Annotated in this window: 15 protein-coding genes; 11 read left to right on the top strand and 4 right to left on the bottom strand. The window is 63.8% G+C overall.

The window, feature by feature from the left end:
• Positions 1-13: 13 nt before the first annotated feature.
• Positions 14-595 carry an NYN domain-containing protein gene (locus EOA24_RS11570; RefSeq protein WP_126078321.1) on the bottom strand — a complete coding sequence of 194 codons (582 nt, stop codon included), beginning with the start codon at positions 593-595 and terminating at the stop codon, positions 14-16.
• 301 nt (positions 596-896) lie between these two features.
• On the opposite strand from EOA24_RS11570, the gene rpoZ reads away from it, so the two are divergent.
• From rpoZ to pyrE, 3 genes are all read left to right on the top strand, one after another.
• Entirely contained in the window at positions 897-1298 is a 402-nt protein-coding gene (gene rpoZ / locus EOA24_RS11565) for a DNA-directed RNA polymerase subunit omega (protein ID WP_042637845.1), read from the top strand.
• Positions 1299-1422: 124 nt separating this feature from the next.
• Positions 1423-3654: a bifunctional (p)ppGpp synthetase/guanosine-3',5'-bis(diphosphate) 3'-pyrophosphohydrolase gene (locus EOA24_RS11560; protein ID WP_126078320.1), complete on the top strand. Its 2232-nt coding sequence runs from the start codon at positions 1423-1425 to the stop codon at positions 3652-3654.
• A 23-nt stretch (positions 3655-3677) separates the two neighbouring features.
• Positions 3678-4256: an orotate phosphoribosyltransferase gene (gene pyrE, locus EOA24_RS11555; RefSeq protein ID WP_126078319.1), complete on the top strand. Its 579-nt coding sequence runs from the start codon at positions 3678-3680 to the stop codon at positions 4254-4256.
• A gap of 30 nt (positions 4257-4286) precedes the next feature.
• On the opposite strand, the gene EOA24_RS11550 is transcribed toward pyrE, so the two are convergent.
• From EOA24_RS11550 to EOA24_RS11540, 3 genes are all read right to left on the bottom strand, one after another.
• Positions 4287-4487, bottom strand: coding sequence for a hypothetical protein (locus tag EOA24_RS11550; protein WP_127257421.1), 201 nt, complete (start codon positions 4485-4487; stop codon positions 4287-4289).
• A gap of 75 nt (positions 4488-4562) precedes the next feature.
• Positions 4563-5192 carry a LysE family transporter gene (locus tag EOA24_RS11545; RefSeq protein WP_126078317.1) on the bottom strand — a complete coding sequence of 210 codons (630 nt, stop codon included), beginning with the start codon at positions 5190-5192 and terminating at the stop codon, positions 4563-4565.
• 642 nt (positions 5193-5834) lie between these two features.
• Positions 5835-7367, bottom strand: a complete 1533-nt coding sequence (locus EOA24_RS11540) for a winged helix-turn-helix domain-containing tetratricopeptide repeat protein (protein ID WP_126083461.1) — start codon at positions 7365-7367, stop codon at positions 5835-5837.
• Between the two features lie 220 nt (positions 7368-7587).
• Here EOA24_RS11540 and EOA24_RS11535 point away from each other — a divergent pair, with 220 nt between their 5' ends.
• The 8 genes from EOA24_RS11535 to recO all read left to right on the top strand — a co-directional run.
• On the top strand, positions 7588-7968 hold the full coding sequence (locus EOA24_RS11535; RefSeq protein WP_189342387.1) for a VOC family protein: 381 nt from the start codon (positions 7588-7590) through the stop codon (positions 7966-7968).
• Positions 7969-8178: 210 nt separating this feature from the next.
• On the top strand, positions 8179-8766 hold the full coding sequence (locus EOA24_RS11530) for a DUF2062 domain-containing protein (RefSeq protein WP_126078315.1): 588 nt from the start codon (positions 8179-8181) through the stop codon (positions 8764-8766).
• Positions 8763-9176: a holo-ACP synthase gene (gene acpS, locus EOA24_RS11525; RefSeq protein WP_126078314.1), complete on the top strand. Its 414-nt coding sequence runs from the start codon at positions 8763-8765 to the stop codon at positions 9174-9176. The genes EOA24_RS11530 and acpS overlap by 4 nt, the downstream gene beginning before the upstream one ends.
• A 79-nt stretch (positions 9177-9255) precedes the next feature.
• The gene (gene lepB, locus EOA24_RS11520) at positions 9256-10005 is read left to right on the top strand and encodes a signal peptidase I (protein WP_127409804.1); all 750 of its coding nucleotides are present in this window, start codon (positions 9256-9258) and stop codon (positions 10003-10005) included.
• A 4-nt stretch (positions 10006-10009) separates the two neighbouring features.
• Positions 10010-10726, top strand: a complete 717-nt coding sequence (rnc, locus tag EOA24_RS11515; RefSeq protein ID WP_042637852.1) for a ribonuclease III — start codon at positions 10010-10012, stop codon at positions 10724-10726.
• On the top strand, positions 10711-11643 hold the full coding sequence (gene era, locus EOA24_RS11510) for a GTPase Era (protein WP_189342667.1): 933 nt from the start codon (positions 10711-10713) through the stop codon (positions 11641-11643). Before rnc ends, era begins: the two co-directional genes overlap by 16 nt.
• A 36-nt stretch (positions 11644-11679) precedes the next feature.
• Positions 11680-12573, top strand: a complete 894-nt coding sequence (locus EOA24_RS11505) for an aminoglycoside phosphotransferase family protein (RefSeq protein ID WP_126078311.1) — start codon at positions 11680-11682, stop codon at positions 12571-12573.
• 85 nt (positions 12574-12658) lie between these two features.
• Positions 12659-13270: DNA repair protein RecO (recO, locus tag EOA24_RS11500; RefSeq protein ID WP_127409803.1), on the top strand; the 612-nt coding region annotated here is incomplete at its 3' end.

Here is a 13270-nt window from a genome sequence, read left to right as displayed (position 1 = left end):
AGGCCGCCGCGCGTCAATAATCGTCCTCGTCGACTTCGGCGGGTTCCGGCCGGCGCACCGGCCGCTCGGACGGATCGCGGCCGACGTCGCTCTTCAGCGTCATCAGGTCGATGAAGTGGTCGGCCTGGCGGCGCAGATCGTCGGAAATCATCGGCGGCTGCGAGGCCATGGTCGAAATGATCGACACCTTGCGTCCGCGCCGCTGCAGCGCCTCGACCAGCGTGCGGAAGTCGCCGTCGCCGGAGAAGATGACATAGTGGTCGACGACGTCGGCAAGCTCCAGCGCATCGACGGTCAGCTCGATGTCCATGTTGCCCTTGATCTTGCGGCGGCCGGTCGAGTCGGTGAATTCCTTGGCGGGCTTGGTCACCACCTTGAAACCGTTATAATCAAGCCAGTCGATCAGCGGCCGGATCGAGGAATATTCCTGGTCCTCGACCAGCGCGGTGTAATAATAAGCGCGTAAGAGATACCCGCGCTTCTGGAAACTCGACAGGAGCTTGCGGTAGTCGATGTCGAAGCCCAGCGCGCGGGACGTGGCGTAGAGATTGGCGCCGTCGATGAAAAGAGCGATCTTTTCACGGGGATCGAACATTGAAAAACATCCCTTTCAAAAATTTCTGTCGTCTTAAAAGCGTCGACGGGCAGGTCCACAAATGCGCTTGCTACCCGTCATATCCGAGATAACGCGCAATTTATGGATATCCAAGGGCACGGCCCACATTGCAAGCAATTGTGATCGCGACTATGTGAGCCGCATCATGGCGTGGCGCGATGATGAGCCGGGCAACGGCCCATAAGCTGGCGCCGCCGCCAAAAAGCTTGTATTTCGGCCGCGCCCGCGTTATGGAGCGCGCCAGCTTTCCATCAAATCCATCGCATGAAAGGGGCAGTCCATGGCCCGCGTAACCGTTGAAGATTGCATCGACAAGGTCGACAACCGTTTTGAACTCGTGCTGCTCGCCGGCCATCGCGCCCGCCAGATCAGCCAGGGCGCGCAGATCACCGTTCCGCGCGACAATGACAAGAACCCAGTCATCGCGCTGCGCGAGATCGCCGACGAGACGCTGTCGCCTGACGACCTCAAGGAAGACCTGATCCACTCGCTGCAGAAGCATGTCGAGGTCGATGAGCCGGAAGCCGAGGGCGAGGCGATCACCGACCAGACCGGCGCGACCGCGGTCGCGGCCGACGCCGACGATGCCGAGGAGAACATCGCTTTCGACCGCATGAGCGAGGAAGACCTGCTCGCCGGCATCGAAGGCCTGGTGCCGCCGGAAAAGAGCGACGATTACTAAGAGCTTTTGTCCGGGTTGGATCAACCATCCAGGACTTCCGTATCTCAGGTTTCGTGGCTATCTATGAGATGCGTCGTACGCCAGTGCGGCGCATCAATCATTTCAGCACCGCGAGATCCCGCCCATGATGCGTCAGTATGAGCTTGTCGAGCGCGTCCAGCGCTACAAGCCTGACGTCAATGAGGCACTGCTCAACAAGGCCTATGTCTATGCCATGCAGAAGCATGGCCACCAGAAGCGCGCTTCGGGCGATCCCTATTTCTCGCATCCCCTCGAAGTCGCCGCCATCCTCACCGAGATGCACATGGACGAGGCGACCATCGCCGTTGCCCTGCTGCATGACACGATCGAGGACACCACCGCGACCAGGGCCGAGATCGACGAGCTGTTCGGCCCCGAAATGGGCAAGCTGGTCGAGGGCCTTACCAAGCTGAAGAAGCTCGACCTCGTCTCCAAGAAGGCCGAGCAGGCGGAGAACCTGCGCAAGCTTCTGCTCGCGATCTCGGAGGATATTCGCGTCCTTCTGGTCAAGCTCGCCGACCGCCTGCACAACATGCGCACGCTCGACCATATGCCCGAGTCCAAGCGCCTGCGCATCGCCGAGGAGACGATGGACATCTATGCGCCGCTCGCCGGCCGCATGGGCATGCAGGGCATGCGCGAAGAACTCGAGGAAATCGCCTTCCGCTACATCAATCCGGAGGCCTATCGCGCCGTCACCGCGAGGCTTGCCGAGATTTTCGAGCGCAACAAGGGTGTCCTGCAGGAGATCGAGACGGCGCTGTCCGGCCTGTTCGAGAAACACACCATCAAGGCGAGCGTGAAGAGCCGGCAGAAGAAGCCATGGTCGGTGTTCCGCAAGATGGAGGCCAAGGCGCTCTCCTTCGAGCAGCTCTCCGACATCTTCGGCTTTCGCGTCGTCGTCGATTCGGTCGACGACTGTTACCGTGCGCTTGGCGCCATCCACACCACCTGGTCGATGGTGCCTGGCCGTTTCAAGGACTATATCTCGACGCCCAAGCAGAACGACTACCGCTCGATCCACACCACCATCGTCGGCCCGTCGCGCCAGCGCGTCGAACTTCAGATCCGCACCAAGGAGATGAACAAAATAGCCGAATACGGCGTCGCCGCCCATTCGATCTACAAGGACACCGGCGGCAAAATGAACGGCGCCGGCCACGCGATCTCCAAGGAGACCAACGCTTATGCCTGGCTCAGGCGCACCATCGAGCAACTGGCCGAGGGCGACAATCCGGAGGATTTCCTCGAGAACACCAAGCTGGAGCTGTTCCAGGACCAGGTATTCTGCTTCACGCCCAAGGGCATGCTGATCGCGCTGCCGCGCGGCGCCACGCCGATCGACTTCGCCTATGCCGTCCACACCGATGTCGGCGACACCTGTGTCGGCGCCAAGGTCAATGGCCGCATCATGCCGCTGATGACGGAATTGAAGAATGGCGACGAGGTCGAGATCATCCGCTCCAAGGCGCAGGTGCCGCCCGCCGCCTGGGAATCGGTCGTGGTCACCGGCAAGGCGCGCGCCGCCATCCGCCGCGCCACCAAGAACGCGATCCGCAAGCAATATTCCGGTCTCGGCGCCCGTATCCTGGAACGCGCCTTCGAGCGCGCCGGCAAGACCTTCACCAAGGAGAGCCTGAAGCCGGTTCTGCACCGGCTGGCGCGCAAGGATATCGAGGATGTTCTGGCTTCCGTCGGACGCGGCGAGCTGAGCTCAACCGACGTCATGAAAGCGGTCTTCCCCGACTACAAGGACGAGCGCGTCACGGTCGCGCCGCCCAAGCAGCGCGAGGAAGGCTGGTCGAAGATCCGCAACGCCGCCGGCATGCTGTTCCAGATGCCCGGCACTCGGGCCGCGCGCAAGGGCAAGGACCAGCCGCGCGACGGCGCGGTGCCGATCCGCGGCGTGCGCGGCGACCTGCCGGTGCGCTTCGCGCCGGAAGGCGCCGTGCCCGGCGACCGCATCGTCGGCATCATCCAGCCTGGAACCGGCATCACCATCTATCCGATCCAGTCGCCGGCGCTGCAGGCCTTCGACGACCAGCCCGAGCGCTGGATCGACGTGCGCTGGGACATTGACGAACGCACCAAGGAACGTTTTCCGGCGCGCATCTCGGTCACCGCCATCAACGCGCCTGGTTCGTTGGCCGACATCGCCCAGGTGGTGGCGTCCAACGACGCCAACATCCACACGCTGTCCATGATACGCACGGCGCCCGATTTCACCGAGATGCTGATCGATCTCGAAGTCTGGGACCTGAAGCACCTCAACCGCCTGCTGTCGCAGCTCAAGGACAATTCGAGCGTCAGCGACGCGCGGCGCGTCAATGGCTAGATGAAGATTGAACGGGGGACCAAATGAACACTGACGAAGTGCTGGGCATTTTCCGCGAGGCCGGCGCCGTTCTCGAAGGTCATTTCATCCTGACGTCCGGCCTGCGCAGCCCGGTCTTCCTGCAGAAGGCCCGCGTCTTCATGCATGCCGACAAGACCGAGCGCCTGTGCAAGGCGCTGGCCGAGAAGATCCGGGAAAGCGTGCCCGGAAAGATCGACTATGTCGTCGGCCCGGCCATTGGCGGCCTGATCCCGGCCTATGAGACCTCGCGCCACCTCGGCGCGCCGGCCATCTGGGTCGAGCGGGAAGGGGGCGAGTTCAGGCTGCGCCGCTTCGAGATCGCCAAGGGCTCGCGCGTCGTCATCGTCGAGGACATCGTCACCACCGGCCTGTCGATCCGCGAGACAATCGACTGCCTGCGCGAGATCGGCGCGGAGGTCGTCGCGGCCGCATGCATCATCGACCGCTCGGCCGGCAAGACCGATGTCGGCGTGCCGCTGGTCGCGCTCGCCGAATATGAGGTGCCGGCCTATCCTGCCGACCGCCTGCCGCCGGAACTCGCCGCCATTCCCGCTATCAAGCCGGGAAGCCGCAACATCTGACTCAAGTTTGTTCGCGTGACGGCGGGCAGTTTAGCGGCTGACTCCGCGGCTCGCTATCGGGGCCAATCCACGTACGGCCGAACCTGCTTCGCCGCCCGGGGCGTTGTCGGTCCACGGATCGGCCGCCGTTTCGTCGGCCATACCAGCGGCGATGATAAATGGATGGATTTCGACGACGCTTTCGAACACGCCGCGCCCGGCGTCATACTCGACGTGGGTGATTGCTCCCATGAACTCCCTGTAGCGTTGCACGTTTAGTCACCTACGAAGATAATGCCAAGCTTTGCGCCGCGCTTGCGAGCGCATTCATCGGCTGACGAGCCCCGCCGCCATCGTCACTGCGACGGCGGTGAGGATAACGCCCGAGATGAGATCGAAGATGCGCAGGTTAGCGCGGTTTCGAAGCAGCCAAGCCATGAGGCCGCCACCCAGCGTGTAGCCGTAGCAGGCGAGCGCGGCCATCAGGATCAGCGCCATGACGAATTCGAGCCTGGCGCGGCCGGCGGCGAAGGACTGGCCGAGCGCCGCCGGCACGAGCAGCAGCTCGACATAGGTCAGCGGGTTCATCCACACCACGCCCATGACGCGGGCAAGACAGGAGCGCCCGCTCTCGGCGTGTGCGGAACGCTGCTCGACGCCACCGGCGGCGGAGGCGGCGCGGAAGGACTGCAGCGCGAACCATGCCACTGCCGCGAGGCCAAGCCAGGAGAGGGCCGTGCGGACAGCCGGATCGAGCCCGGCGATCGAGCCGCCCAGCAGGTAAGAGGCGGAGATCAGCGCGACGTAAGTGCCCCATACCAGGCTTGCCACGAATATCGCCCGTCCGCGCAGCAGGCCCTCGCGGATCATCATCAGGTTGTTCGGTCCGACCGAGGCCATCGAGGCCATGCCGAGCGCCAGCCCGACCTGGAATCCGTTCGCATCCACCAGGCTCATGGCGTTTCCTCCAGCGACGCATGACCGCCTCTATCGGCCGGTCGCGCTAAGGACAAAGTCAGATAGAGAATGGGCCGGAAAGGGCTGGCTTAGTGCGACCGGTAATTTCCGACGGGGAGGCGCTCCGGCGGACAATCCATCTCCGCCGCTCCTTTGAGGAGGCCAGTTCCAAGCGGCGCGCGAAGCCGGTGACTGTTTCTCGGAACCTGGACAATGGTGTGAAAAGCCGGGAAGCGGCTCGGCCGGGTACAAGCATGGCTCCAGCGAGCAACGAGCCACCTTGCGCCAATCCGGTCGCCATGAGCCGCCGATGCAACTCATCCACAGAAGGTTTTTGCCCGTAGATCTTGCCTTGATCGAGCGAGACGATCATCAACGGTGACATTTGAGCCCCTCGGTTTAATGCTGAAGTTAACGAGGGGCACTTTGCGCCAGAGGGACCGTTTGGCTCCTTTGGCCGAGTGTAAAAAATTCTAAAAAGATATGAGAAACCGAGGCTGCCCGCGCCAGCAATTCCCGCGCCGGCTCACCGCCAAGAAACATGTTGCAGCGATCAGTATCCAATATGCGGCGCCGTAATGTGCATTGGGGGCAAGGGATTTCCGGCGAAGTGCTTGCCGATCAAAGGTGCGCTATCAGATATTATCCCTCTTCAAGGCCGGCCAGCCGCAGCCCTTCAAGCACGACGCCGATCCGCTCCGGGATCATGGCAGGCTGGCCCGCTCTGATCGTCGCGATCGTAACGCCTGGAGAGAGCTTGCTCAGCGCCTCGACAAATCGGCGGGCCTCGTCCATGCGCCCGAGATAGGCGCTGGCAGCGGCCAACATCCAGAGCGTGGCGTCGAAGTTCGGATTGCGGGCCAGCGCACGGGAAGCCGACGCCAGCGCTTCTTCATAGTTACCGAGAATGACATGCGCATGGGCAATTCCGCAGAGCGCTATATGCGCAATTTGATCGCGAGGCATCAGCCGGTTCGCTCGGTGGAAACAGGCAAGCGCGTCCTCGACGCTCCCGCAATGGAGATGACCCACGCCCGCCGAAGTGACGACCGTCAGGTTGTTGGGGTTGGCGTCAACCGCGGATTGAAGGACGGCCATGCCCCAGTCGTAGTCTCTGACGACCTGAAGCAGCGCCATGGCGCAATGCGTCATCACTATCGCATCGCCGGCCGCATGTTCCAGCCCGCGCCGGGCGAAGTCTGCGCATCTTTCCCTGTCGTCGGGCCCGAACGGCGGCCAGCCCATCGTTATGCGGTGTTCTAGCGCCCAGGCTGCGTGAGCCAGGAATTGGGGATTGTCCGGCTCAAGTGCGAGGCCCTGTGTCAGAAGGGCATAGGCTTCTGCATTCCCCCGTTTGGATTCCGACAGGATCTTGGCCCGTGCCTGAAGATAGACGTCATAGGCGGCGATGCTTCCGGGCCGCTCCCGCCGCGAACGTTCGATCTCGGCCCATTCGATCTCCGGCCCGACCACGGTTGCGACCGCTTCTGTGATCCTGTCCTGGAAATCGAACACGTTGTCGAGGGCGCCATCGAGGTTCTGCGCCCACAGATGCGCGCCGGTGCTCCCTTGGATTAATTGGGCCGTGATTCTGAGCCGGTCGCCCGAACGCCGCACGCTGCCCTGGAGGACGTAGCGGACATCGAGTTCCTTCGCCACTTGCCGCACGTCTACGGCCCGGCCCTTGTAGACGAACGAGGAGTTACGGGCGATCACCGCGAAACTCTTGAAACGGCTGAGCGCGGTGATGATGTCGTCGACCACGCCGTCGGCGAACCAGTCCGGCTCGGAATCGCCACCAAGGCCCTCGAAGGGCAGCACGGCAAGTGCCGGCTGTGCGGGAAGCGCAACCATGTCCTCGCCACGCCTCGAAGTCAGCATGCGGTAGCCGATCCGCGGTACAGTCGCGATCCACTCGCGGCCGTCCGGGTCGACTCCAAGCAGCTTACGCAGGGTGGCGATCTGGACGGAGAGGTTTCCCTCCTCCACCGCCATGCCAGGCCACACGCTATCCATCAATTCTTGCCTGCTGACGACACCGCCCTCAGCCTTGAGCAGCGCCTCGAGGAGCGCAGCGCCTTTTTGACCGAGCGCGATCGGTTTGCCGTCCCGCCGCAGCTCTCCAAGGGCGGGGGCGAAGACAAACGGTCCGAAAACGAAAGGCGGCGCGACCATAACCGCCAAAATAGCCGCTACGCGGTTCCAGTGAAACTTTGATCTGCGTTTGCGTTCTTATCTTGCGACCCGTGCCTGACCGGGAACGTGCGGAAGAGCGCGGCTCAGCTTGGCTCGCAAGCATTCCGTGTCGTGAAGCTGGCCACAATGTTATCAATACATGTCGCCAGAAGGCGCGCAGCGGTTTCGGGGTGACGACGTGCAGGAAAGGAAACCAAAAATGATCGCCGGGATCGACCATTTCGTGCTGACGGTCCGCTCGGTCGAAGCGACCTGCGACTTCTACCAGCGCGTGCTCGGCATGCGGCGCCTGGATGAAGCGAACCGGCCGACCGCGCTTCTGTTCGGCTCGCAGAAGATCAACCTGCACGAGGTCGGCCGCACTTTCGAACCTAAGGCAAAGATGCCGACGCCGGGTTCCGGCGATTTCTGCCTGGTGGCTGCGGTGCCGCTCGTCGAAGTCCAGGCCAGCTTGCAAGCCAATGGCGTGGCGGTCGAAGTCGGCCCGGTCGAACGCATTGGCGCGCGCGGGCCGATGATGTCGGTCTATTTCCGCGATCCGGACAGCAATCTGGTCGAGGTCAGCGAATACCGGAAGTAGCTGCCAGCTCCGGAATTCTCCTCAGTTTCGCCAGAATGAGGTTCTTGTTATAGGCTGCGGCAGACCAACGCGGCGGCGTTTCGTTGTTCCGCGGCTTGCCCATCTCTATATCAGAGACTTGTTGCCTTTCTGCGCCATGGAGGCGCAAGATATGTGTGGCGCGTCCCGGTGGGCAGGGGCAGCGCGTGTAGGACCGGGAACTGGAACAGAGTGCTTTTTCGACGCCGAGAGCCTGATGGCCTCCTGGAACGGGTGCGTACTTATCTATGGCCGCGCCGCTCGTTCTCGCGTTCCGTGCAGTATTTCTCCAAGCGCATCCTGCGGCTGAACGCGACGCCGCATTCGGTCGCCGCCGGCGTCGCCGCGGGTGTTTTTGCCTCCTTCTTCCCGCTTGGCGCCCATTTCGTGGTTGCCGCCGTGCTTTGCTGGATGATCGCCGGCAATCTGGTCGCGGCGGCACTCGGCGCCGTGTTCTTCGGCAATCCGCTGACCTCCCCGCTGCTGTGGGGCGCGTCCTGGGAAACCGGCAAGCTGCTCCTGCATGAGCGCCTGCCCAAGCACGGGCCGCCCGAGCATCTCGGCGAAATGATGCACAAGCTCTCCTTCGCCAAGCTCTGGCATCCGGTTCTGGAGCCGATGCTAATCGGCGCGGTGCCGCTCGGCCTGGTCTTCGGGCTCGTGTTCTACGGCGTCACGCGCTGGGGCATGACCGTGTTCCGCGAGCAGCGCAAGAAGCGCATGGCCGAACGCGCCGAGAAGAAAGCGCGGCAGGGCGGACGGGAAGTGCCGGCGGAATGATCATCGGCATCGGCAGCGACCTCATCGACATCAGACGCATCGAAAAATCGCTGGAGCGGCACGGCCAGCGCTTCGTCCAGCGCATCTACACCGAGGTCGAGCAGGCCAAGTCGGAAAAGCGGGCCGCCCGCGCGGCTTCCTACGCCAAGCGCTTCGCCGCCAAGGAGGCCTGCGCCAAGGCGCTGGGCACCGGCATGGCCGAGGGCGTGTTCTGGCGCGACATGGGCGTGATCAACCTGCCGAGCGGCGCGCCGACCATGGCGCTGACCGGCGGCGCCGCCGCCAGGCTGGAGAACATACTGCCGAAAGGCCACCGGGCGCTGATCCATCTCACCATCACCGATGATTTCCCGCTTGCTCAAGCCTTTGTGATTATCGAGGCGGTGCCCGCCGAACAAGCGCCACATTGATTCCATCTGACCACGAGCGGCATGACGTTGCTCAGCGCGCGCCGAGACTCTATACCAACATCGCACAATCGAGGACGACATGAGCGTGGCTGAAAAATCGCAGAAGAAATCCGGCGGGCTCGGGGAAATCTTTTCCGTCATCATCCAGGCTCTGCTGCTCGCGCTCGTCATCCGCACGCTGCTGTTCCAGCCTTTCTCCATCCCGTCCGGCTCGATGCGGCCGACTCTGCTCGAAGGCGACTATCTCTTCGTCACCAAATGGGCCTACGGCTATTCGCGCTATTCGCTGCCGTTCGGTCCCGATATCTTTTCCGGCCGCATCTGGGGCTCGGAGCCCAAGCGCGGCGACGTGGTGGTGTTCAAGTTCCCGCCGGACCCATCGGTCGACTACATCAAGCGCGTCGTCGGCCTGCCCGGCGACAAGATCCAGATGAAGGACGGCCAGCTCTTCATCAACGACGTCGGCGTGCCGCGCGTGAAGACCGGCCAGATCGAAAATCCCGACATCACCGAAGTGCCTCAGCCCGTCGACGTCTATCACGAGACGCTGCCGAATGGTGTCAGCTACGACACGCTCGACCTGACGCCGAATTCGATCGGCGACAACACCCGCGAATGGACCGTGCCGCCCGGCCACTATTTCATGATGGGCGACAACCGCGACAACTCCTCCGACAGCCGCTTCACCGTCGGCTTTGTTCCTGCCGAAAACCTGGTCGGCCGCGCCAATCTCATCTTCTTCTCGATCGCCGGCAAGGCGAGCCCGCTCGAGATCTGGAAGTGGCCGTCGCTGATGCGTGCCGATCGCCTGTTCCATTTCGTCCACTAGAGCGATGGCGGCCAGCAAGCGTTTGACCGCCGATGCCCTCGCCGAGGCTCTTGCCCCGCGCACCGGCCATGCCTTCGCCGATCGCCAGCGTCTGCAGCGCGCGCTGACCCATGCCAGCGCGCGTTCGACCCATGCCGGCGTCGACTACGAACGCTTCGAGTTCCTGGGCGACCGCGTTCTCGGCCTTGTCGTCGCCGACATGCTGCTTGCAGCCTTTCCAGATGCAGCCGAGGGCGAGCTGTCGCTGCGTCTCAACGCGCTGGTCAATGCCGAGGCGCTCTCCGACATCGCCGAGGAGATCGGCTTGCCAGAGCTGATCCGCGCCGGCTCCGATGTGCGCAATCTCGACGGGCGCAAGCGCACCAATCTGCGCGCCGACGCGCTGGAATCGCTGATTGCGGTCCTTTACCTGGATGGTGGCCTCGAGGCTGCCCGCGCGTTCATCCATCGCTATTGGCAGCCGCGCTCGCAGGCGATCGGCGCGGCGCGGCGCGACGCCAAGACCGAATTGCAGGAATGGGCGCATCAGGCAGCCGCCGGCGCCGTGCCGGCTTACCGGGTCGACGGCCGCGAGGGACCGGACCACGACCCGCTGTTCACCGTCAGCGTCAAGGTCGGCTCATTTGCTCCGGCGACCGGCAGCGGCCGCTCCAAGCGCGAGGCGGAGCAGGCCGCCGCGGCTACTCTTTTGCTGCGCGAAGGCGTATGGAGCGCGGCATGACAGAAAATGAAACCCCTGAAGTTCCCCCGACGCGCTCCGGCTTCGTCGCGCTGATCGGCGCGCCCAACGCCGGCAAGTCGACGCTGGTCAACCAGCTGGTCGGCGCCAAGGTGTCGATCGTCACCCATAAGGTGCAGACCACCCGCGCCATCGTGCGCGGCATCGCCACGCATGACAACGCGCAGATCGTGTTCGTCGATACGCCCGGCATCTTCAAGCCGAAGCGGCGGCTGGACACCGCGATGGTGACCACCGCCTGGGGCGGCGCCAAGGATGCCGATGTCGTAGTGCTTCTGATCGACGCCGAGCGCGGCATCAAGGGCGATGCAGACGCCATCCTCGACCGGCTGAAGGACGTCCGCCAGCCGATGCTGCTCGTCCTCAACAAGGTCGACCGCGTCAAGCCAGAGACGCTTCTCGCGCTGGCCGCGACCGCGAACGAGCGCGTGCCGTTCAAGCGCACCTTCATGGTCTCAGCGCTCACCGGCTCCGGCTGCAAGGACCTGCTCGACTATCTCGCCGAGACGTTGCCCGCTGGCCCTTGGTATTACCCGGAAGACCAGATTTCCGACCTGCCGATGCGCCAGCTTGCGGCGGAAATCACCCGCGAAAAGCTTTATCTGCGGCTGCACCAGGAGCTTCCCTATTCCTCGCATATCGAGACCGAGAAATGGGAAGAGAAGAAGGACGGCTCGGTGCGCATCGAGCAGGTCATCTATGTCGAGCGCGACAGCCAGAAGAAGATCGTGCTCGGCCACAAGGGCGAAACGATCCGCGCCATCGGCCAGGCCGCGCGCACCGAGATCGCCGAAATCCTGGAGCAGAAGGTGCACCTCTTTCTGTTCGTGAAGGTGCGCGAAAACTGGGGCGACGATCCCGAGCGCTACCGCGAGATGGGACTGGAGTTTCCCCATTGATGCTTGTCGCTTAGAAGGTCCGTAAGGGTCTGCGACATGCATAATCCAAAGATCACGATCGATACCGGTCTCGTGCGACGGCTGGTCGACACGCAGTTTCCGCGATGGCGGGGCCTGCCGGTCAGCCCGGTCGCTTTCGGCGGCTGGGACAACCGCACTTTTCATCTTGGTGACGAGATGACGGTCCGACTGCCGAGCGCGGCCGCCTATTCGCTGCAGGTCGAGAAGGAGCAGCGCTGGCTACCGAAACTGGCACCCCTCCTGCCACTGCCGATTCCGACGCCGCTGGCCGTGGGCGGACCGGCCGAAGGCTACCCCTGGCATTGGTCGATCTATCGCTGGATCGAGGGCGAGACGGCTAAGAGCGGCCGCATCGCCGATCTCAACGTCTTCGCCGTTTCGCTCGCCGATTTCCTTGTCGCATTGAGGGGCATCGATCCGACCGACGGGCCTGCACCCGACGAGCACAATTTCCACCGCGGCGGGCCGCTGACCGTCTATGACGGCGAGGCGAGGCAGGCCATCGCCGCGCTTGAACGGCGGATCGACGCCCAAGCCGCCACGACCGTCTGGGAAGCCGCACTTGCCGCCACCTGGTCTGGCTCTCCGGTCTGGTTTCATGGCGATGTCGCCTCGGGCAATCTTCTGGTCGAGGACGGCCGCCTGAACGCCGTCATCGACTTCGGCACGTCCGGCGTCGGCGACCCATCCTGCGACCTGGCGATCGCGTGGACCTTCTTCGAAGGCGAAAGCCGGGAGGCCTTCCGCGCCCGCATCGCCGCCGACGACGCTACCTGGGCGCGCGGCCGCGGCTGGGCGCTGTGGAAGGCGCTGATCACCGTCGCCGGCCACGACGCCAACCAGGCCGAGGCGGAAAGGCAGCGCCACGTGATCGACGAGGTGCTTGCCGATCATTGCCGTTGGGCCTGACACGGGATCAGAGGATGTCAGCACAGATCGAGCCCGGCGTGTCGAAACCTTGATTTCGCCGCGCAACGGGTGAAAAGCTCGATCCATGGAATGGCGCGACGAGGGAATCGTTCTCGGCACCCGCAGGCATGGCGAAACCAGCGCCATCCTCGAGGTGATGACGCGCACCCATGGCCGCCATCTTGGCCTTGTGCGGGGAGGGCGCTCGCGCAAGCAGCAGCCGGTGCTGCAGCCCGGCAATCGCGTCGACCTTCTGTGGCGGGCGCGGCTCGACGAGCATCTCGGCGTCTTCCAGGCCGAGGCGATCGAGATGAACGCGGCGCGGTTGATGGACAGCGCGGTTGCCGTCTATGGCCTGCAGACCATGGCCGCGCATCTGAGGCTCCTGCCCGAGCGCGACGCCCATGGCGGTCTCTACGAGGCGCTTGCCGTGATGATCTCCCATCTTGGCGACGCCGACGCGGCGGGCGAGCTGGTGGCGCGCTTCGAGCTGCTCATCCTCGATGAACTGGGCTTCGGCCTCGATCTCAGCCAATGCGCGGCGACCGGCACAAGACAGGATCTCGCTTATGTCTCGCCGAAGTCCGGACGCGCCGTGTCGCGCGAAGCGGGTGCGGCCTGGCACGACAAGATGCTGGCACTGCCAGCCTTTCTGCAGCGCGGCTCCGGCCTGCGCGCCGACGCGGCAGCACTGGAA

It is taken from the genome of Mesorhizobium sp. M2A.F.Ca.ET.039.01.1.1, from assembly GCF_003998035.1.
Lineage (GTDB): Bacteria > Pseudomonadota > Alphaproteobacteria > Rhizobiales > Rhizobiaceae > Mesorhizobium.
This window is presented reverse-complemented; position numbering and strand designations above follow the sequence as displayed.